Raw genomic sequence first — 21,027 nt, 5'->3', positions numbered from 1 at the left:
TCAAGATAAATCGACTCGGGTGCGCCGGGGCGGACAGGCTTAGGCTTGCCTTGCTGGAACGTGCCTGCGTCGGCCGTCAGGATGGCTGAGGCAGCGCATCCTGACATTCGCCAGAGGAGACGACCGTGTCGAGCATCAACAGCTTTTCCGCGAAGGACACCCTGAAGGTCGGTGAGACCGACTACGAGATCTTCCGGATCGACACGGTCCCCGGCTACGAGAAGCTCCCCTTCAGCCTCAAGGTGCTGCTCGAGAACCTCCTCCGCACCGAGGACGGCGCCAACGTCACGAAGGCGCAGATCGAGGCGCTCGGCTCGTGGAACCCCGACGCCGAGCCCGACACCGAGATCCAGTTCACGCCGGCCCGCGTCGTCATGCAGGACTTCACCGGCGTCCCCTGCATCGTCGACCTCGCCACGATGCGCGAGGCCGTCACAGCCCTCGGCGGCGACCCCGACAAGATCAACCCGCTCTCGCCGGCCGAGATGGTCATCGACCACTCCGTCATCGCCGACCTGTTCGGCACCGAGAACGCCCTCGAGCGCAACGTCGAGATCGAGTACGAGCGCAACGGCGAGCGCTACCAGTTCCTCCGCTGGGGCCAGACGGCCTTCCAGGACTTCAAGGTCGTGCCCCCCGGAACGGGCATCGTGCACCAGGTCAACATCGAGCACCTCGCGAAGGTCGTCTACGACCGCGTCAACGGCGGCGTGCTGCAGGCCTACCCCGACACGTGCGTCGGCACCGACTCGCACACGACGATGGTCAACGGCCTCGGCGTGCTCGGCTGGGGAGTCGGCGGCATCGAGGCCGAGGCGGCCATGCTCGGCCAGCCCGTCTCGATGCTCATCCCGCGCGTCGTCGGCTTCAAGCTCACGGGCGACATCCCCGCGGGCGTGACGGCGACGGATGTCGTGCTCACGATCACCGACATGCTCCGCAAGCACGGCGTCGTCGGCAAGTTCGTCGAGTTCTACGGCGCCGGCGTCGCCTCCGTGCCGCTCGCCAACCGCGCCACGATCGGCAACATGAGCCCCGAGTTCGGCTCGACCGCCGCGATCTTCCCGATCGACGACGTCACGCTCGACTACCTGCGCCTCACGGGCCGCGACGAGCAGACCGTCGCCCTCGTCGAGGCCTACGCGAAGCAGCAGCACCTGTGGCACGACGCCTCGCGCGAGGCCTCCTACAGCGAGTACATGGAGCTCGACCTCGGCACCGTCGTGCCGTCGATCGCCGGCCCCAAGCGCCCGCAGGACCGCATCCTCCTCTCGGAGTCGAAGTCGCAGTTCCAGCAGGACATCCTCAACTACGTCTCCGACGTGCCCCAGGCCGACGACGCGACCGTCGAGATCGAGGGCACCTTCCCGGCCTCCGACCCCGGCACGACGCCCGGCGTCGAGCACGAGCACGTCGCCGCGGAGGGCGTCTCGCACCAGCACGAGGGCGAGCACGTGCACGCGGGGCTCCTCTCCTCGGGCAGCGCCCACCCGGCATCGAACCCCATCAAGGTCACCCCGCCGGAGGGCCAGCCCTACCTGCTCGACAACGGCGCCGTGACGCTCGCGGCCATCACGTCGTGCACGAACACCTCCAACCCCTCGGTCATGATCGCGGCGGGCCTGCTCGCCAAGAAGGCGCTCGACAAGGGCCTCACGCGCAAGCCGTGGGTCAAGACGACGCTCGGCCCCGGCTCCAAGGTCGTCACCGACTACTACGAGAAGTCGGGCCTCGACAAGGCGCTCGAGGGCGTCGGCTTCTACACCGTCGGTTACGGCTGCACGATCTGCATCGGGAACTCGGGACCCCTCATCGAGGAGGTCTCCGAGGCGATCAACGAGAACGACCTCGCCGTTACCGCGGTGCTCTCCGGCAACCGCAACTTCGAGGGCCGCATCAGCCCCGACGTGAAGATGAACTACCTCGCGTCGCCGCCGCTCGTCGTCGCCTACGCCCTCGCCGGCACGATGAACTTCGACTTCGAGGTCGACCCGCTCGGCAAGGACGCGGACGGCAACGACGTGTTCCTCAAGGACATCTGGCCGGCCCCCGACGAGGTGCAGGAGATCATCGACTCCTCGATCTCGCGTGAGCAGTTCATCAAGCAGTACGCGACCGTCTTCGACGGCGACGACCGCTGGCGCAACCTGCCCACCCCGACCGGCCCGACCTTCGAGTGGGATGCCGACTCGACCTACGTGCGGAAGGCGCCCTACTTCGACGGCATGTCGATGGAGCTCACGCCCGTCACCGACATCACCGGCGCGCGCGTCATGGCGACGCTCGGCGACTCGGTCACCACCGACCACATCAGCCCCGCGGGCAACATCAAGGCCGGCACCCCGGCCGCGCAGTACCTCGAGGCGCACGGCGTCGAGCGCAAGGACTTCAACTCCTACGGCTCGCGACGCGGCAACCACGAGGTCATGATCCGCGGCACGTTCGCCAACATCCGCCTCAAGAACGAGCTCGTGGCGGCGGTCAACGACGGTCAGATCGTCGAGGGCGGCTACACGCGCGACTTCACGCAGGAGGGCGGCCCGCAGTCGTTCATCTACGACGCGTGCATGAACTACCAGGAGCAGGGCACCCCGCTCGTCGTGTTCGGCGGCAAGGAGTACGGCTCCGGCTCCTCGCGCGACTGGGCGGCCAAGGGCACGAGCCTCCTCGGCGTCAAGGCGGTCATCACCGAGAGCTTCGAGCGCATCCACCGCTCGAACCTCATCGGCATGGGCGTCGTGCCGCTGCAGTTCCCGGCAGGCGAGTCGTGGAAGTCGCTCGGCCTCGACGGCACCGAGATCGTCTCGATCACGGGCCTCGAGCAGCTCAACGAGGGCGTCACGCCGAAGACCGTCCACGTGGTCGCCGAGCCGAGCGAGTTCTCGCCCGAGGGCAAGCAGACCGTCGAGTTCGACGCCGTCGTGCGCATCGACACCCCCGGTGAGGCCGACTACTACCGCAACGGCGGCATCCTGCAGTACGTGCTGCGCTCGCTCGTCTGATGGCGCGGCGGTAGTCCGCCGCGCGTCGCTCCGCGACACGGCACGAGCGCGGTCGCGCCGTGTCGCGGTAGAGACTCCGGCGGGTTCGTCGCGTCGCCGCGGGTGGCGCAGGACAGTAGCGCACGCGCGACCCCCGCACCAGGGGCGGGTTCGAATGCGGGGCATCCAGGGGAGAGGCGTAGGGTCGGGATCGTGAGCATTCTCGAGTCCATCAGGGGTCCGCGAGACCTCGACGGACTGAGCCGCGACGAGCTCGTGCAGCTCGCCGCCGAGATCCGCGAGTTCCTCGTGCGCGAGGTCTCGAAGACGGGCGGCCACCTCGGGCCGAACCTCGGTGTCGTCGAGCTCTCGATCGCGATGCACCGCGTCTTCGACTCGCCGCACGACGCGATCGTGTTCGACACGGGGCATCAGAGCTACGTGCACAAGCTGCTCACGGGGCGCCAGGACTTCAGCCGACTGCGCGAGCGCGGCGGTCTCGCGGGATACCCGCAGCGCGCCGAGTCGGAGCACGACATCGTCGAGAGCTCCCACGCGTCGAGCTCGCTCAGCTGGGCCGACGGCATCTCACGCGCGTTCGCGATGACGGGGCAGGGCGACCGCTACGTCGTCGCGGTCGTGGGCGACGGCGCGCTCACGGGCGGCATGACGTGGGAGGCGCTCAACAACATCTCCGACGACAACTCGCGTCGCCTGGTGCTGATCGTCAACGACAACGGTCGCTCCTACGCGCCGACGATCGGCGGCATGGCGCGGTTCCTCAACACCGTGCGCACGCGTCGTGCCTACCGCTCGCTCTACTTCTCCAGCCGGCGCTTCTTCGACCGGATGGGGCGGCCGGGTCAGGCGATCTACCGCGGCACGCGCGGCGCCATCCACGGCTTCCTCTCGCGGTTCTCCAACAACGAAGCGCTCTACTCCAACCTCGACATCAAGTACCTCGGACCCGTCGACGGACACGACCTCGGGTCGCTCGAGGAGGCGCTGCGCCAGGCGAAGGCGTACGACGCACCCGTCATCGTGCACGTCATCACGCAGAAGGGACGCGGCTACCAGCCCGCCGTCGCCGATGTCGCCGATCAGTTCCACGCCGTCGGGCAGATCGACCCCGAGACGGGCGAGCCGCTCGAGCACCCGAGCAGGCCGTCGTGGACCTCGGTGTTCGCCGACGAGATGCTCGAGCTCGCCGAGCGCGACCCGCGGCTCGTGGGCATCACGGCGGCCATGCTGCGTCCGACGGGCCTGCACAAGTTCGCGGAGCGGTTCCCCGAGCGCGTGTTCGATGTCGGCATCGCCGAGCAGCACGCCGCGACGAGCGCCGCCGGTCTCGCATTCGGCGGGCTGCATCCGGTCGTCGCCCTCTACGCGACGTTCGTCAACCGCGCCTTCGACCAGGTGCTCATGGATGTCTCGCTCCACCGCGCGGGCGTCACCTTCGTGCTCGACCGCGCCGGCGTGACGGGCCCCGACGGTCCGAGCCACCACGGGATGTGGGACCTCGCGATCCTGCAGGTCGTGCCCGGCATCCGCATCGCGGCGCCGCGGGACGCCACGCGCCTGCGCGAGGAGCTCGCCGAGGCCGTCGCGATCGACGACGGCCCCACCGTGCTGCGTTTCTCGAAGGGCTCGGTCGGCAACGAGTACGACGCCGTGCGCCGCACAGAGGATGGCGTCGACGTGCTGCGGGAGGCCCCGCACCGCGACGTGCTGCTCGTGGCGGTCGGCCCCATGGCGGGCCTCGCGATGCGCGTCGCGGACCGGCTCGCCGACCAGGGCATCGGGGCGACCGTCGTCGACCCGCGCTGGGTCATCCCGGTGCCGGGCAGCGTCGTCGAGCTCGCGCGCTCGCACCGCCTCGTCGTGTCGATCGAGGACGGCATCCGCGTCGGCGGCGTGGGCACGCGCATCCGTCAGGACCTGCGCGCCGCGGGCGTCGACACGGCCGTCGACGAGCTCGGCCTGCCCGACGAGTTCCTCGAGCACGCCTCGCGCGACGAGATCCTCGCGGATGCGGGGCTCACCGACCAGCGGATCGCACGCGATATCGTTGCTCAGGTGCTCGGCACGCGCATCCCGGTGGCCCGACCGCTGCCGGAGGATGCGAGCCGGGAATACGACGTCGAACGGGAGCGTTAAGTAGCCCGTACGTCTCCGCCCTTTCGCGGGTCACTGACCCGTTGTCGGAGGCTTCGACTAATGTGGACGACGTTCACATTCGTGTGTCCCACGCGGGCGCGACGCCCCGTTCATCACCACCACCCCCATCGGAGGACTCTTGTCGACCAACGCCGTCCAGGTGCCCGCCACGAGCGCAGCGCCCGCCGACCGGCTCGACGCGCCCGCGCGCCGCGCACTCGTCCTGCTGCTCGCGGCGACGTTCGTCACCTTCCTCAACGAGACGCTCATGAGCGTCGCGATCCCCGACATCATGACCGACCTCGGCGTGTCCGCGTCGACCGGTCAGTGGCTCACGACCGCGTTCGCGCTCACGATGGCCGTCGTCATCCCGACCACGGGCTGGCTCCTGCAGCGCTTCTCGACGCGCACGCTCTTCGTCGCGGCCATGACGCTCTTCACGGCCGGCACGCTGCTCGCGGCCGTCGGCCCGACCTTCTCGGTGCTCGTCATCGGACGCGTCATCCAGGCCTCCGGCACCGCGATCATGATGCCGCTCATGATGACGACGGTGCTCGAGATCGTGCCGCCCGCGAGCCGCGGCCGCATCATGGGTCGAATCGCGATCGTCATGTCGATGGCGCCCGCCCTGGGCCCGGCCGTCTCGGGCGTGCTGCTCACCGTGCTCTCCTGGCGCGGGCTCTTCTACGTGATGCTCCCGCTCGCCGTCGCGATGCTCGTCGTCGGCGCGCTCAACGTGCCGAACGTCAACGAGCCCCGTCGCATGCGTCTCGACGCCCTCTCTGTCGTGCTGTCCGCACTCGGCTTCAGCGGGGTCGTCTACGGCCTCTCGAGCCTCGGCGAGTCGGCCGGTGAGGCGACGCTCATGCCGCCGTGGATCCCGATCGTCGTCGGCGTCCTCGCCCTCGGCGTGTTCGTGCTGCGCCAGCTGCGTCTGCAGCGCGACGACCGGGCGTTCCTCGACCTGCGCACGTTCCGCTCGGTGCAGTTCACGACCTCCCTCGTGATGCTCGCGGTCGCGATGATGTCGCTCTTCGGAACGGTCATCCTCCTGCCGCAGTACCTGCAGAACGCCCTCGGTTTCCAGCCCGTCGTCATCGGCGCCCTGCTGCTGCCCGGTGGGCTCATCTCGGGCCTCCTCGGACCCCTTGTGGGTCGCCTCTACGACAAGGTCGGCCCGACGCCGCTCCTCGTGCCCGGCTCGATCATGCTGAGCGCCGCGCTGTGGGCCATGGCCCTGCTGCTCGGTCCCGAGACCGAGCTGTGGGTCGTGCTGGCGTGCCACGTCGCGATGAGCCTCGGCCTCGCGTTCCTCTTCACGCCGCTGTTCTCGACGGGACTCGGCTCGCTCGACCGCTCGCTCTACTCGCACGGCAGCGCGACGGTCTCGACGCTGCAGCAGGTCGCGGGCGCGGCCGGCACGGCGCTCTACATCGCCCTCCTCGCAGTGGGCATCTTCGCCTCGGGCGGCGACGACGTCGCGACCGCGAGTGCGTCCGAGATCGCGGGCGGCGTGCATCTCGCGTTCCTCGCGGGGGCGTTCATCTCGCTCGCCGTCGTCGCGCTCTCGTTCTTCGTGCGTGCACCGAAGGACGCGCCGGCGGGCCAGCACGTCGGGCACTGAGCGCTTGCGCGCGGGTCAGCCGCGCGCGAGGTAGCGGCGTGCGGCCTCCGTCCGGGAGGCCGCACCCAGCTTCCGCAGGATCGCGGAGACGTGCACCGAGACGGTCTTTCGGCTGATGTAGAGCCGCTCGGCGATCTGCCCGTTGCTGAGTCCCTCCGCGATGAGCTCGAGCACCTGACGCTCGCGAGCGGTCAGCTCCTCGGGGTCGCTCGAGGCGGACTCGCCGCGGGCGAGACCGGCGGATGCCAACAGCTCGCCAGCCTCGCGCACGAGCAGGCCGGCGCCGAGCGCGTGGGAGCGATCGCGCAGGGCGACGAGCACGTCGGCCGCTGCCGTTCGGTCACCCGTGCGCACGAGCGCCGTCGCCAGGCCCTGCTCGATGAGCAGCCGCGTGAGCACGGATGCCTCGGGCGCCTCGGCGAGTCGGCACGCTTCGCGCCACAGCTCGACGTCGTCGCCCGCCCCGCTCGGGCCTCCGAGCTCCGCCTCGGCGAAGGCGGCCCACAGGGGCCGGGTCGGCCAGGCGTCGCGCTCGATCACCGACCGCAGCCGATCCACGGTATCCGCACCGACGCCGCTGTCGCCTGCGAGCATCCGTCGCCGCGCGACGATGCGGGCGACCGTGGGGGCGAGGGGCAGCTCCCAGGGCGGCGAGGCGAGTCGATCGCGCTCGACGAGGGCGCCCGCCCAGGCCCAGGCGCCGTCGAGGTCGCCGAGGGCGAGGTGGACGTCGGACATGTCCTGGGCGAGGCCGGCCGCCACCTGATCCTCGAACTCGGCGAGCTGACGCATGGGCCGGGCCCAACGTTCGAAGAGCGAGAGCGCCGCGCGGGGGTCGCCGCGCCGCAGCACCGAGCGGATGCGGGCGCGCCGCAGGTACACGCGGAAGACGGCGGGGGGATCCAGGCCGAGCGAGTTCTCGACGAGCTCGTCGGCGCGGTCCCACTCGCCGAGGGCGAAGAGCGGGTCGACCGTGTTGAGGGCGAGGATCGCGCCCGAGGTGCGGGCGACGCCCGAGGCCTCGGCGATCCGGACTCCCTCGAGGGCGACCTCCATCGATTCGGCGTAGCGGCCGAGGAGGTAGAGCGTGTCGGAGAAGTTGACGTGGTAGCGCAGACGCGCGTCGCGATCGTCGCCCGCCTCGCGGCGCGCGAGCTCGTAGTCGGCGAGACCCTCGTCGACCCTCCCGAGGTGGACCAAGGTGCCGGCGCGCACGTTGGCGGCGATCGAGCGCGTTCGCGGCGCGTCGGGAGGCGCGATCCGCATCGCCTCGGTCGCGGCGGCGATCGCCTTGTCCGAGTGGCCCCGGAGCATGTACTTGCTCGACATCTCGGCGAGCACGTTGGCGCGGAGTGCGGGTTCCTCGGCGTCGCCCAGCATCTCGAGGGTCTGCTCGAGCGTCGCGAGGGCCTCGGCGCGACCCTCGGCGTCGAGCATGAGGGCCTTGTTGCGCAGCAGCCGCGCGTGGGCGGCGCGGTCGTTCGGATCGGACTCCGCAAGCGCCTGCTCGATCGTCGCGACGGCGCGTGTCGGCTCGCCGGCGCTGCGCCACGAGCGCGCCACGAGGTCGAGCAGTTCGACGTGGCCGATGCCCGCCGTAGCCTGCGCGTCGGTCACGCGATCCCACAGGGCGAGGGCTCGCTCGCCGAGCTGCGCAGCGCTCGCGTACGCGAACGCCGTGCGGCTGAGGCGCATGCCCTCGACCGACGACCGGAAGGCCTGCTCGAGGTCGTGCGCTTCGAGCCAGTGCGCGGAGACGAGCACCGCCCGGGCGGCACGGCCCGCGGGGTCGACGTCGCCGGATTCGAGCGCTCGGGCGTACCGCGCGTGCACCTCGGCCCGTTCGCCGGGCAGCAGCTCGTCCACGACGGCCTCGCGCACGAGCGCATGCCGGAAGTCGTAGCCGCGCCCGGCGACGACGATGACGCCCGCGTCGATCGCCTCGCGGAGCGCCGTGTCGAGCTCGTCGGGGGAGAACCGCGCGACCTCGGCGAGCAGGCCGTGGTCGACCGCGCCGCCGCCGGCCGCGAGCACGCGGACGAGGAGGCGCGCCTGCGAGGTGAGGTTCTCGTAGCGTGCGAGCAGCAGTTCGCGCAGAGTGGTGGGCACGGGCGCGCCCGCCCCGTAGTCGACGAGCTCCTCGACGAAGAACGGCACACCCTCGCTGCGCTGGAAGACCTCGCGAACGTGCTCGGGATGCGGCCTCGCCCCGAGCAGGGCCTCGAGCTGTCGCCGCACGTCGCCGACCTGGAGCCGGTCGAGGAGCACGCGCGTGACGCGCCGGTTGCGCTCGAACTCGGCGAGGAGTCCCCGTAGTGGGTGGCCGCGGCCCACGTCGTCGCTACGGTAGCTCACGACGACGAGCAGCCGACCGCCGCGCAGCATCCGGGCGAGGAAGCGCAGCACGTCGAGCGTCGCGGGATCGGCCCAGTGCACGTCCTCGATGACCACGACCACGTCGCGCGCCTCGGAAAGGGTTTCGAGGATCGTCGTCACGACCTCGTCGAGCCGTTCCGCGCCGAGGCGCTCGTCGCGCTCGACGGGCGTGCTCGCCTCCACGAGCCCACGCAGGGTCGGCGCACCGCCCGCCGCGGCGCTGAAGACCGCATCCGACCCGACGGCCGCGACGAGGTCGCGCAGCACGCCCACGAGCGGAGCGTACGGGATGCCGACGGTGCCGAACTCGACGCACTGGCCGCGCGCGATCACGACCTCGTCGCCGACGGTGCTCGAGAACTCGTCGATGAGGCGCGACTTGCCGATGCCGGCCTCGCCACCGACCACGACGAGGCGGGGGGTGCCGCCGCGCGCGTCGTCGAGCGCCGCCTCGAGGGCGCCCAGCTCGGCGTCGCGGCCCACCATGGGGGAGACGGACGGGATGCGCACCCCCTCATCGTGCCACCCGCGTGCGTCACGGGCAGGGCCGCGAGCCGCGGCGGCGGCGCTCAGCGCGTCACCGGGTGAAGGCGGAGGGGCAGGCGACGCCGCAGGCGGGACAGGAGGTTCCCGCCCGCGGCGTCACCGCGATCCGAGGCGACGCGTTCCGCAGCGACGCGAGCGCGCTCGGCCGCGACCGCCAGGTCGACGTCGCGGGAGTCAGAGATCCAGATGCGAGAGCTGCTGCCGATATCCATGACTCCAGCGTCGTGAATGAGGTAGGCCGCCCGGATCGGGACGATGCCCTATTTCTCCGGACGGCCTACCTCAGGCGCTGTGCTGAGCTACCTCAGTCGATCAGCGGACTCCGCGGATGGGCGGGTTGTGGAACGTGCCGCCGAACGCCTTCTCGCTCGCCCCGACGCGGTCGAGGTACGGCGTCGCGCCGCCCATCTGGAACGGCCAGCCCGCGCCCATGATCATGCAGAGGTCGATGTCCTCCGCCGCGGCCACGACGCCGTCCTCGAGCATGCGGTGGATCTCGTCGGCGAGGCCGACCTCGAGACGGTCGCGCAGCTGCTCGGGGGTGAGCGCCACGGCGTCCGCGGGACGGTGCTTCTTGACGATCTCGATCGCCTTCTTGTCGTAGCCCTTGATCTTGCCCTTCGCGTCCTTCTCGAAGATCGCGCCGTACTCGGCGAGCTCGTGGAGGGCGGGGCTGTCGAAGAACCGCTCGGGGAACGCGTTGTGGTGCGTGTCGAGCACGTGGGCGCCGACCTTGAGCCCCACGAGGTCGAGCAGCACGAACGGGTCCATCGGGAGGCCGAAGGGGCGCGCGGCCTCGACGACGTCCTCGAACGACGCGCCCTGCTCGACGGCGTGCATCGCCTCGCCGAGCACCTTCGCGAGCACGCGGTTGACGACGAAGCCGGGGGAGTCGCTCGTGATGACGGCGGTCTTCTTGAGCTTCGCGGCGGTCGCCATCGCGGTCGCGAGGGCGGCATCCGTCGTCTGCGGCGTCTTCACGACCTCGATGAGCGGCATGACCGCGACGGGGTTGAAGAAGTGGAACCCGACGAGGCGCTCGGGGTTCTTGAGCTTCGCGCCGATCTGCTCGACCGAGAGCGACGAGGTATTCGTCGCGAGGATCGCCTCGGGCGAGATGTACTGCTCGACGTCGGCGAAGACGTCCTGCTTGATGGCGAGCTCCTCGAAGACGGCCTCGATGACCCAGTCGCAGTCGGCGAAGTCGGCCTTGTCGGTCGTGCCGGTCACGAGCGCCTTGAGGCGATTCGCCTCGTCGGAGTCGATGCGGCCCTTGCCGAGCAGCTCGTCGATCTCGCCGTGGATGTAGGAGAGGCCCTTGTCGACGCGCGCCTGGTCGAGGTCGGTGATGACGACAGGCACCTGCAGGCGACGCACGAAGAGCAGCGCGAACTGGCTCGCCATGAGGCCCGCACCGATGACGCCGACCTTCGTGACCTTCTGGGCGAGCTCCTTGTCAGGCGCGCCCGCGGGCTTCTTCGCGCGCTTCTGCACGAGGTTGAACGCGTAGATGGATGCGCGGAACTGGTCGCCCGAGATGAGGTCGGCGAGCGCCTTGTCCTCGGCGAGGAAGCCCGCCTTCTTGTCGGTGTTCTTCGCCGCCTTGAGCAGCTCGAGCGCCGTGTAGGGGCTCTTGGCGACCTGGCCGATGCGGCTCTTGAGCGTCTTCTCCGCGATGCCGATCGCGACATCCCATTTGGCGAGGCGCTCGAGCTTGCCGGGCTCGTTCGGGCGCTTGACCTTCGCCGCACCCGTGAGCACGCCGTCGGCCCAGCGCAGAGAGTCCTCGAGGAAGTTCGCCGGGCCGAACATCGCATCCGCGATGCCGAGCTCGAACGCCTGCGGGCCCTTGAGCATGCGGTTGTTCTTGAGCGGGTTCGAGATGACGACCTCGAGGGCGTTCTCGATGCCGATGAGGTTCGGCAGCAGCCACGCGCCGCCCCAGCCCGGGATGATGCCGAGGAAGACCTCGGGCAGGGCGAGGGCCGGCACCGACGAGTCGATCGTGCGGTAGTCGGCGTTGAGCGCGATCTCGACGCCGCCTCCGAGGGCGAGGCCGTTGATGAACACGAACGACGGGACGCCGAGCTCGCCGAGCTTGCCGAGGGTCTTGTGACCGAGCTGGGCCATGAGCAGGCCCGTCTCGTAGTCCTCGATCTCTCCCACGCGCGACAGGTCGGCGCCCGCGGCGAGGATGTACTGCTTGCCGGTGACGGCGACGGCGTCGATCTCCTTCGCGGCGGCCCGCGCCGCGAGCTCGTCGAGACGCTCGCCGAGCTCGGTGAGGGTCGCCGGGCCGAGGGTGTTCGGGCGGTTGTAGTCGCGTCCGTTGTCGAGCGTCAGCAGAGCGATCGTCTTGCCGCTCGGAAGGCGGATGTCGCGCACGAACGAGTGCGTCACGACCTCGTCGGGGTCGAGTGCGACGAGCTTCGAGAAGTCGGATGCGCTGTAGTCGGGCAGCTTGCTCATCGTCACTTCCGTCCCTTTCCGTAGTGGGGGTTCTCCCAGATGACCGTGCCGCCCTGGCCGAGGCCGACGCACATCGCGGTGAGGCCGTAGCGCACCTCCGGGTGCTCCTCGAACTGACGCGCGAGCTGGATCATGAGGCGCACGCCCGAGGACGCGAGGGGGTGGCCGATCGCGATCGCGCCGCCCCACGGGTTGACGCGCGGGTCGGCGTCGTCGATGCCGAAGTGGTCGAGGAAGGAGAGCACCTGCACGGCGAACGCCTCGTTGAGCTCGAAGAGCCCGATGTCGTCGATCGTGAGGCCGGCCTTGCGGAGGGCCTTCTCGGTCGACGGGATCGGACCGATGCCCATGACCTCGGGGTCGACGCCGGCGAACGCGAACGAGACCATGCGCATCTTGACGGGCAGGCCGAGCTCGGCGGCCGCCTCCGCGCTCGCGATGAGCGACACGGTCGCGCCGTCGGTGAGGGGCGAGGCGTTGCCGGCCGTCACGCGGCCGTGGGGGCGGAACGGGGTCTTGAGGCCCGCGAGGCCCTCCATGGTGGTCTCGGGGCGCATGCCCTCGTCCTGGGTGGCGAGGCCCCATCCGCTGTCCGTCTTGATGGCGACGGGCACGAGGTCGGGCTGGATCTTGCCCGCCGCGTACGCCGAGGCGACCTTCTGCTGGCTCGCGAGGGCGTAGCGGTCGCTGCGCTCCTTCGTGAGCTGCGGGAAGCGGTCGTGCAGGCGCTCGGCCGTGTTGCCCATGTTGAGCGAGTCGGGCGAGACGAGCTTCTCCGCGAGGAAGCGCGGGTTCGGGTCGGCGTTGAAGCCCATCGGGTGGCGACCCATGTGCTCGACGCCGCCCGCGATGCCGATGTCGTAGGCGCCGAAGGCGATGGCACCCGCGATCGTCGTGACGGTCGTCATGGCGCCCGCGCACATGCGGTCGAGCGCGTAGCCCGGGACGGTCTTCGGGAGGCCCGCGAGGATCGCGGAGGTGCGGCCGAGCGTGAGGCCCTGGTCGCCCTGCTGCGTCGTCGCCGCGATCGCGACGTCGTCGACGCGCTCCTTGGGCAGGTTGGGGTTGCGCTCCAGGAGACCGATCATCGCCTTGACGATGAGGTCGTCGGCGCGGGTGTTCCAGTACTGGCCCTTCTCGCCGGCGCGTCCGAACGGGGTACGCACCCCGTCGACGAACACGACGTCCGAGCGGTGAGCCGAGGGCGAATGGGCCACGATGCCTCCACATTTCGAGGGACGGTTGCGGGCGCGCGAATACGCACCCGGGTGTCGTGTCGATCCTATGCAGACCTACAGCGAGCGGCCCGAATCGTTCGACGGAAGCTACTACGCCTCCGCGGGGGCGGCGCCCGGCGCTTGGCGCGCCTCGACAAACGCATCGGCCAAGAGTCCGGAGAGTTCCTCCAACTGCCACGGGCGGGCGCCGTGCTCGGCGAGGGCGGCGGCGATCGACTCGCGTGTGACCTCGGCGGGCGGGGCCCACGCGACCCGGCGCAGGGTCTCGGGCGTGAGCATGTTCTCGACGGGGATCGCGAGCTCCTCGGCGCGCGCGGTGACCGCGGCGCGGGCCTTCTTGAGGCGGCGATCGGCCTCGGGGTTCTTCTCCGCCCAGACCCGGGGCGCGGGCACCCCGTCGCCCGTGCCGCGCATGCTCGGGGGCTCGGGATCCGCGACGCCCGCCTCCACGGCGGCCCACCAGCGGTCGAGCTCACGGCGGCTCGCGCGGCCCGTGAAGTCCTTGAGGGATGCGAGGTCGCGCTTGCTCTGCGGCTGCGCCTTCGCGACGGCCACGAGCGCGAGGTCGGGCACGAGGCGACCGGGGGCGCTGTCGAGCTGCTGCGCGAGCTCGTCGCGCGCCGTCCACAGCGCGCGTGCGATCGCGAGCTGACGCGGGGTGCGCAGCGAGTGCATGCCCGAGAGGCGGCGCCACGGCTCGAGGCGCACGGGCGTCTCCTTCTCGAGCACCGCGGCGAACTCCTGGCGCGCGATCTCCCCCTTGCCGGCCGCGACGAGCAGCTCGGCGATGCGGTCGCGCAGGTCGGGGAGCAGCTCGACGTCGAGCGCGGCGTAGACGAGCCAGCCCTGGGGGAGCGGACGCGTCGACCAGTCGGCCGCGGAGTGCGCCTTCGCGAGGTGGATGCCGAGGAGCTCCTCGACGACCGTCGCGAGGCCGACGCGGGGGAGCCCCGCGAGGCGCGCCCCGAGCTCGGTGTCGAAGATGGTCGCGGGGTCGAGGCCGACCTCGCGCAGGCACGCGAGGTCCTGGCTCGCGGCGTGCAGGATCCACTCCTCGCCGCTCATGACCTCCTGGAGCTCCGAGAAGTCGCCGATCGCGGGCGGGTCGAAGAGGTGGACGCCGGCGCCACGGCGGAAGACCTGGATGAGGTAGGCGCGCTGCGAGTAGCGGAAGCCGGATGCGCGCTCCGCGTCGACCGCGAAGGGCCCCGTGCCGCCGGCGAGCGCGCGGACGGCCTCGAGGTACTCCTCACGGGTGTCGATGACGTGGACTTCGGGGTGGTCGGCATCGGCCGTGGGGAGGGAGGGAGCGTCAGTCACGTGGAACCCGTCGGTGGGGGAGCAGGGAAACGGCGTCCGACGACGGCGGGAGTCCCGCGAGCATGCAGAGCAGGTCGCACCAGGCCTCGACCTGGGCGCCGACGTCGGGCGTCTCGGGCGACCACGATGCGCGCAGCTCGAGCTGCGCCGAGTCGCCCTGGCCCGCGAGCTCGCCGAAACCGGCCGAGAGCACCTTCGTGGCTGTCCCGGACGGGGCGCTGTAGGCGGCACCCCGGGCGTCGAGCGCGTCCACGAGCCACGACCACGCTACCTCGGCGATGAAGGGATCGACGCCGATCTCCGTCTCGAGGGGCGCCTGAGCGTAGGCGACGACGCGGAAGGCGCCGCCCCACGCCTCGGGTTCCTCGGGGTCGTAGAGGAGCACGAACCTGCCGGTGCCGAGCACCGAGTCGATGCCGTGCACCGTGGGCCGCACGTCGGCGGCGAGCGCGAAGGAGTGCGGGGCGAGCCCCGAGGGAGAGGGGATCTCGACGACCTCCATCTCCGCGCGCGGCTGCGCGGCGCGCATCGACGCGACGGCCTGCGCGAACTCCGCGGGGACGCCGGCGTCGCCGGGGCCGGACTCGGGGGTGGTCACGAGGGAAGCCTAGGATTCTGGGACAGGGGCGCAGCGATGCCACGCCGTCGCCGGAGGGGAGGTCGCCGTGCCGCGACGTCGGGGTACGCGTCGATCGCCGCTTCTCGCGGCGGTCTGGACCGCGCTCGGCCTGGGCGCGACGATCGCAGCCGTCATCGCGGTGCTCAGCGCGCTCGTCGCCCGCACCGTGCTCATCCCGCCCTCGCGACGCGACGACGACATCCGCATCCTCGACGTCGATCTCGTGGCCCGCCGCATCCGCCTCTCGGCGACGCCGGACTCCCTGCTCCCCGGCGACTACAGCCTCTGGTTCTCGGGCGACACGGGACACGCGCGTGTCGGCGAGATCGTCGGCACCGATCGCGACGGCGTCACGCGCGAGCTCCTGGGCGTGGACTTCGGCGATATCGCGGTGTCGCGCCGGGGGCGGTTCTCGGGCTGGTTCTGGCTCACGCCGCGCGAGCTCGGGGTGCCCTACGAGAACGTCACGATCACGACGCCGCTCGGCCCGGCGCCCGCGTGGCACATCCCGCCCGCGACGCAGTCGGAGCGCTGGGTCATCCAGGTGCACGGGCGTGCGGTGCGGCGCGCCGAGACCCTCCGCGGCATCGTGCCCTTCCGCAACGCGGGCTACCACTCGCTCGTCGTCTCGTACCGCAACGACGGAGAGGCGCCGCACAGCCCCGACTACCGCTACGCGCTGGGCGACCGGGAGTGGGTGGATGTCGACGCCGCGATGGCGTACGCGATCGCCCGGGGCGCGCGCGAGATCGTGCTCATGGGCTGGTCGATGGGCGGTGCCACGGTGCTGCAGGCGCTCACCCGCTCCCCGCGCTCGGCGCTCGTCACGGGCGTCGTGCTCGAATCGCCCGTCGTCGACTGGATCACGACGCTCGACTTCCAGGCCCGCATGCGCCGCCTCCCCGGTATCGTGCGCTGGGGCGTCTACACGATCATCCGCTCGCGCTGGGGCCGCGTCGTCACGGGTCTCGCCGAGCCCCTCGACCTCGGCCGCCTCGACTTCGTGACGCGCGCCGCCGAGCTCGACCGCCCGATCCTGCTCCTGCACAGCGTCGACGACGGATTCGTGCCCGCGACGGCGTCGATCGCCCTCGCGGCCGCGCGCCCCGACATCGTGACCTTCGAGGAGTTCACGATCGCGCGCCACACGAAGCTGTGGAACTACGACCGCACGCGCTGGGAGGATGCGATCGTCAACTGGCTCGAGGCGCTCGATGCCTCGGCGGCATCCGCGGGCGATCAGCGGGCAGACGGCACGAGCCAGCGCGCGTAGAGCCCGCCCGCGTCGTCGACGAGGAGGCTCGCGAGCTCGAGGTCGATCGCCGGATGCGGCACGCCGCCGAGCACGGGGAGCCCGCCGCCGACGAGGCGCGGGCTCGTCGAGAGGCACACCTCCCCGACGAGTCCCGCGGCGATGAGCTCGGCCGCGAGAGCAGGGCCCCCCTCGCACACGATGCGCGGCGCGCCCACCTCCGCGAGGGCGTCGAGCGCGACGGCGAGGTCGACTCGGCCGTCGGTGCCGGCGGGGAGCTCGACGAAGGTGTGCGGCGTGGGCAGCGTCTCCGCGACGCGCGCTCCCGCCGAGCCGGGCCCGAGCACGAGCAGGCGGTCGGCATCCGTCGCGCCGCCCGTCGACGCGCCGCTCAGGTCGCCCGATGCCGTCACGACGGCGAGGCGCGCCGTACGGGGGAGCAGGTAGCCCTCCGCGCGCAGGGTCGCCGCGCCGACGAGCACGACGTCGCTCTCCGCGCGGATGGCGCCGAGCACGGCGCGGTCGGCGCGGCTCGAGAGCGTCTCCGAGGTGCCGTCGTCGCCGCGCGCACTGCCGTCGACGCTCGCCACGAGGTTGAGACGGATGCCGGGGGCGCCGTCGTCGCGCCGGTACAGCTCGCGCAGACGCTCGCGCGTCTCGGGCTCGCCGACGGGGATGGCCTCCCCGGCGGCCGGATGCACCGGTCGGAGGATCACGCCGCCGTCTTCTCGCGCACCTGCCGCTGGGCCCGTCCGAGCAGACCCGTCATGCCCCGGATGCGGAGCGGGCTCACGGCCTCGGTGAGCCCGATCGTGAGCGGGTAGTCCGACGGCACGGCGAGCACCTCCTCGACCGTGAGGCCCGCGAGACCCTGCACGAGGATCGACGCGAAGCCGCGCGTGGTGGGCGCCTCGCGGGGCGCCGTCGCGTGCAGGTGCACGATCCGGTCGTCGTCGATCTCCACGAAGATGTAGACCGGCGACTGGCACTCCTCGACGCGTTCGAGCAGGTCGGGGTGGTCGGCGTAGCGCTCCGGCAGCTCGGGGAGCTCGTGCGAGAACTCGAGCAGCAGCTGCAGCCGGTCGGGCACCTCGAGCGCGAGGAAGTCGTCGCGGATCTCGGCGAGCTTCGCCGGCAGCGCCGCGCTCACGACGCCACCGCCGATCGCGTGCGGCGCGCGGTCACGCGCTCAGCGCGCGGGGACCGTGCCGGGCTCAGCGCCCTTGACGATCGGGACGCGCACGGCGCTGCCCCACTCGGTCCACGACCCGTCATAGTTGCGCACTCCCTCGAAGCCGAGAAGATGGGTGAGCACGAACCAGGTGTGGCTCGAGCGCTCGCCGATCCGGCAGTAGGCGATCACGCTATCACCGTCCTTGAGACCGGCACCGTCGCGGTAGATGGCGTCGAGCTCCTCCTTCGTCTTGAAGGATCCGTCCTCGGCGACGGCCTTCGCCCACGGCACGTTCTGGGCGCTCGGGATGTGGCCCGCGCGCAGCGTGCCCTCCTCGGGGTAGGCGGGAGCGGTCGTGCGGTCGCCGACGTACTCCTCGGGGGAGCGGACGTCGATGAGCGGGTTGCCGAGGTGCGCGAGCACGTCCTCCTTGAAGGCGCGCACGGCGCTGTCGTCGCGCTCGACGACGGGGTACTCGACGCTCTCGCGCACGGGCACCTCGGTCGTGTAGGGGCGGCCCTCGGCCTCCCACTTGGCGCGGCCGCCGTCGAGGAGGCGCACATCCTCGTGGCCGAAGAGCGTGAAGACCCACAGGGCGTAGGCGGCCCACCAGTTGTTCTTGTCGCCGTAGATGACGACGGTGTCGTCGCGCGAGATGCCCTTGCCGCCGAGGAGCTTCGCGAAGCCCGCGCCGTCGAGGTAGTCGCGCAGCACAGGGTCGTTGAGGTCGGTGTGCCAGTCGATCTTGACGGCGCCCTCGATGTGGCCGGTCTCGTAGAGGAGCACGTCTTCATCGGACTCGACGACCACGAGGCCCGGCTCTCCCAGGTGCTCGGCGAGCCACTCGGTGCTCACGAGGCGCTCGGGGTGTGCGAACGAGCTGAAGGCGGGATTCGGGTCGGTCTCGACAGCCATGGCGGTATCTCCTTGCGGGTAGGCTTTCCATTGTCCAGGGTAGGCATCCGCCTCCCTCGGCGCTGGTGTGCCGTAAGAGTTCGACACACGTCGTCGCCGCCCCCGTCACGGCCCGCGAGGCCAGCCGAAGGACCCGCATGCCGCAGCATCCCGCGTCGCTCCTCGACCGCGCCCCCGAGATGACGGGTGCCGAGATGGCGGCCGCGCTCGTGCCGCCGCGGCAGTTCGCCGAGGCGACGCTCGAGAGCTACCGGCCCGATCCCGACTTCCCGTCGCAGGCCGAGGCGGTCGAGAAGGTGCGGGCGTTCTCGGATGCCATGCGCGGCGGAGGCGGAGGCGGTCGCGGCCTGTTCGGTCGGCGGAAGGCGCCCGAGGCGAAACCCGGCATCTACCTCGACGGCGGCTTCGGCGTCGGCAAGACCCACCTGCTCGCGTCGCTCTGGCACCGCGCACCCGGTCGCAAGTACTTCGGCACCTTCATCGAGTACACGGCTCTCGTGGGCGCCCTCGGCTACGCGAACGCCGTGTCGCTCCTGCGCGGCGCCTCGCTCGTCGCGATCGACGAGTTCGAGCTCGACGACCCGGGCGACACCATGATGATGACGCGCCTGCTCGGCGAGCTCGCGGGCGATGGCACGCGTATCGCCGCGACGTCGAACACGCCTCCGAACGCCCTCGGCGAGGGGCGGTTCGCGGCCGTCGACTTCCTGCGCGAGATCCAGGCGCTCTCCGACCGCTTCGACATTGTCCGCATCGACGGCCTCGACTACCGCCGCCGCGAGGTGGAGGGCCACGCCGCCGTGACCGAGGCCGACCGCATCGAGCCCGTGCTCGCCGAGCTCGGAGGGTCCACGACGGTCGACGACTTCGACGCCCTCCTGCAGCACCTCTCGCGCGTGCACCCGTCCCGCTACGTGCGGATGGTCGACGGGCTCGCGGGTGTCGGGCTGCGCGGCGTGCGCACGCTCGTCGACCAGGCGGATGCGCTGCGCTTCGTCGCGTTCGTCGACCGCCTCTACGACGAGCAGGTGCGGATCGTCTCCTCCGGCGTCCCCCTCGACGAGGTGTTCGGGGCCGAGATGATGGCGGGCGGCTACCGCAAGAAGTATCTGCGCGCCGTGTCGCGCCTCATCGCGCTCACGAGCTGAGCCGCGCGCGGCGCGCGACCACGGCGGTCGTGACGCCGCCGAGCACGATCGCGATGAGCGATCCCGTGAGCACGCCGAGGGTCGACGAGGCGATGAGCTCCTCGGAGCCGCGGAAGGCGAGCTCACCCATGAGCAGTGAGATCGTGAAGCCCACGCCGCCGAGCGTCGCGACGACGAGCACCTCGGGCAGCCGCAGCGCTGCGCGCCGCTCGCCCCTCGGCACCATCCCGCGCGCGAGGAGGGCGCCGGCGGTGATCCCGACGAGCTTGCCGACCGGGAGCGCGATGAGCACGCCCCAGAACACCGGCTCGAGTCCCCCCTCCCGCACCTCGGGGATGCGCACCATCGAGGCGCTCAGGGCGAAGACGGGGAGGATGAGGCCGTTGACCGCGGGCTCGAGGGCGTGCCGCACGCGCCCGGCGGGCTTCGGCGCGTAGACGAGGCCGAGCGCGACGCCCGCGATCGTCGCGTGGACGCCCGACTGCAGCACGAGCGCCCACGACGCGACGCCGAGCACGGCGAGCAGGATGCCGCGCCACGGGTGCGCAGGGCGCCGCCGTGCGCTGAGCCAGCCGAACGCCGCGATCAGCGGCACGGCGAGCAGGAGGGGGAGCGGCTCGAGATCGCGCGTGAAGAAGACGGCGATGATGCCGATCGCGATGAGGTCGTCGAGCACGGCGAGTGCGAGCAGGAACGCGCGCACCCGCCGGGGGAGACCGCGACCGAGGAGGGCGAGTACGCCGAGCGCGAACGCGATGTCCGTCGCCGTCGGGATCGGCCATCCGGCCGCCTGCGCGGGTTCGCGCACGACGATGAGGAAGACGATCGCCGGCACGACGACCCCCGCCGTCGCGGCCACCGCCGGCGCGAGGGCCTTGCGCGGGGTGTCGAGCTCGCCGTGCGTGAGCTCGTGCCGCAGCTCGATCGCCGCGACGAGGAAGAAGATCGCGAGCAGCCCATCCGCGATCCAGTGGCCGATCGAGAGGTCGAGCACCGTGATGCCGGTCGCCGGATGCGCGTCGCGGAGGCCGATGATCGCCTCGCCCCAGGGGCTGTTCGCGAGCGCGAGACCGACCGCGGCGGCTGCCGCGAGCACGAGGGCGGCGGTGCGTTCCGAGCGGAAAAGCTGCATCCCTCAACCCTTTCATGCGTCTACGGGGTCGTTTCGCGGGAAAGCGGCAGCGGCAGGAAACGTGATGTTTACATGT

At 71.4% G+C, this 21,027-nt stretch carries 14 protein-coding genes; 5 read left to right on the top strand and 9 right to left on the bottom strand.

Annotated features, from left to right (window positions below; translation table 11 throughout):
- Window positions 1-125: 125 nt before the first annotated feature.
- The 3 genes from H4J02_RS07770 to H4J02_RS07760 all read left to right on the top strand — a co-directional run bounded on the left by H4J02_RS07770 (window position 126) and on the right by H4J02_RS07760 (window position 6,762).
- Window positions 126-3,002 carry an aconitate hydratase gene (locus H4J02_RS07770; protein ID WP_187674069.1) on the top strand — a complete coding sequence of 959 codons (2,877 nt, stop codon included), beginning with the start codon at window positions 126-128 and terminating at the stop codon, window positions 3,000-3,002.
- A gap of 192 nt (window positions 3,003-3,194) precedes the next feature.
- Entirely contained in the window at window positions 3,195-5,138 is a 1,944-nt protein-coding gene (gene dxs / locus H4J02_RS07765; protein ID WP_187674068.1) for a 1-deoxy-D-xylulose-5-phosphate synthase, read from the top strand.
- A 139-nt stretch (window positions 5,139-5,277) separates the two neighbouring features.
- On the top strand, window positions 5,278-6,762 hold the full coding sequence (locus tag H4J02_RS07760; protein ID WP_187674067.1) for an MDR family MFS transporter: 1,485 nt from the start codon (window positions 5,278-5,280) through the stop codon (window positions 6,760-6,762).
- A 15-nt stretch (window positions 6,763-6,777) separates the two neighbouring features.
- On the opposite strand, the gene H4J02_RS07755 is transcribed toward H4J02_RS07760, so the two are convergent.
- The 5 genes from H4J02_RS07755 to H4J02_RS13895 all read right to left on the bottom strand — a co-directional run bounded on the left by H4J02_RS07755 (window position 6,778) and on the right by H4J02_RS13895 (window position 15,309).
- Window positions 6,778-9,648, bottom strand: a complete 2,871-nt coding sequence (locus H4J02_RS07755; RefSeq protein ID WP_187674066.1) for a helix-turn-helix transcriptional regulator — start codon at window positions 9,646-9,648, stop codon at window positions 6,778-6,780.
- 348 nt (window positions 9,649-9,996) lie between these two features.
- Window positions 9,997-12,153, bottom strand: coding sequence for a 3-hydroxyacyl-CoA dehydrogenase NAD-binding domain-containing protein (locus H4J02_RS07750; RefSeq protein WP_187674065.1), 2,157 nt, complete (start codon window positions 12,151-12,153; stop codon window positions 9,997-9,999).
- Window positions 12,154-12,155: 2 nt separating this feature from the next.
- Window positions 12,156-13,334 (bottom strand): thiolase family protein, encoded by a 1,179-nt coding sequence (locus tag H4J02_RS07745; protein WP_187676484.1) that lies wholly within the window; start codon window positions 13,332-13,334, stop codon window positions 12,156-12,158.
- Between the two features lie 147 nt (window positions 13,335-13,481).
- Window positions 13,482-14,711 carry a ribonuclease D gene (locus H4J02_RS07740; RefSeq protein WP_222942152.1) on the bottom strand — a complete coding sequence of 410 codons (1,230 nt, stop codon included), beginning with the start codon at window positions 14,709-14,711 and terminating at the stop codon, window positions 13,482-13,484.
- Complete coding sequence (locus H4J02_RS13895; protein ID WP_397420123.1) at window positions 14,704-15,309, bottom strand: DUF3000 domain-containing protein; 606 nt, start codon at window positions 15,307-15,309, stop codon at window positions 14,704-14,706. Before H4J02_RS13895 ends, H4J02_RS07740 begins: the two co-directional genes overlap by 8 nt.
- Window positions 15,310-15,376: 67 nt before the next feature.
- Between H4J02_RS13895 and H4J02_RS07735 the strand changes: the two genes are divergently transcribed.
- Complete coding sequence (locus tag H4J02_RS07735; RefSeq protein ID WP_262405979.1) at window positions 15,377-16,603, top strand: S9 family peptidase; 1,227 nt, start codon at window positions 15,377-15,379, stop codon at window positions 16,601-16,603.
- Here the strand turns inward: H4J02_RS07735 and H4J02_RS07730 are convergent.
- The 3 genes from H4J02_RS07730 to H4J02_RS07720 are packed head-to-tail and all read right to left on the bottom strand — an operon-like array spanning window position 16,570 to window position 18,671.
- On the bottom strand, window positions 16,570-17,298 hold the full coding sequence (locus tag H4J02_RS07730) for a dihydrofolate reductase family protein (RefSeq protein WP_187674063.1): 729 nt from the start codon (window positions 17,296-17,298) through the stop codon (window positions 16,570-16,572). The two genes, H4J02_RS07735 and H4J02_RS07730, sit on opposite strands and share 34 nt — an antisense overlap.
- Window positions 17,295-17,732: a SufE family protein gene (locus tag H4J02_RS07725; RefSeq protein WP_187674062.1), complete on the bottom strand. Its 438-nt coding sequence runs from the start codon at window positions 17,730-17,732 to the stop codon at window positions 17,295-17,297. Before H4J02_RS07725 ends, H4J02_RS07730 begins: the two co-directional genes overlap by 4 nt.
- Window positions 17,733-17,771: 39 nt before the next feature.
- Window positions 17,772-18,671 carry a sulfurtransferase gene (locus H4J02_RS07720; protein ID WP_187674061.1) on the bottom strand — a complete coding sequence of 300 codons (900 nt, stop codon included), beginning with the start codon at window positions 18,669-18,671 and terminating at the stop codon, window positions 17,772-17,774.
- Between the two features lie 137 nt (window positions 18,672-18,808).
- Here H4J02_RS07720 and zapE point away from each other — a divergent pair, with 137 nt between their 5' ends.
- The gene (zapE, locus tag H4J02_RS07715; protein ID WP_187674060.1) at window positions 18,809-19,819 is read left to right on the top strand and encodes a cell division protein ZapE; all 1,011 of its coding nucleotides are present in this window, start codon (window positions 18,809-18,811) and stop codon (window positions 19,817-19,819) included.
- On the opposite strand, the gene H4J02_RS07710 is transcribed toward zapE, so the two are convergent.
- Entirely contained in the window at window positions 19,809-20,951 is a 1,143-nt protein-coding gene (locus H4J02_RS07710; protein ID WP_187674059.1) for a Na+/H+ antiporter NhaA, read from the bottom strand. The genes zapE and H4J02_RS07710 overlap by 11 nt on opposite strands.
- Between the last annotated feature and the right edge of the window lie 76 nt (window positions 20,952-21,027).

This window comes from Protaetiibacter sp. SSC-01, from assembly GCF_014483895.1.
Taxonomy (GTDB): domain Bacteria; phylum Actinomycetota; class Actinomycetes; order Actinomycetales; family Microbacteriaceae; genus Homoserinibacter.
The sequence above is the reverse complement of the archived record's forward strand: the minus strand, read 5'-3'. Positions and strand labels throughout refer to the sequence as shown.

Excerpts from the sequence above, each read along its gene's own strand:
- zapE (WP_187674060.1), top strand. The coding sequence starts at position 18,809 with ATGCCGCAGCATCCCGCGTCGCTCCTCGACCGCGCCCCCGAGATGACG.
- H4J02_RS07720 (WP_187674061.1), bottom strand. The coding sequence starts at position 18,671 with ATGGCTGTCGAGACCGACCCGAATCCCGCCTTCAGCTCGTTCGCACAC.
- H4J02_RS07710 (WP_187674059.1), bottom strand. The coding sequence starts at position 20,951 with ATGCAGCTTTTCCGCTCGGAACGCACCGCCGCCCTCGTGCTCGCGGCA.
- H4J02_RS07750 (WP_187674065.1), bottom strand. The coding sequence starts at position 12,153 with ATGAGCAAGCTGCCCGACTACAGCGCATCCGACTTCTCGAAGCTCGTC.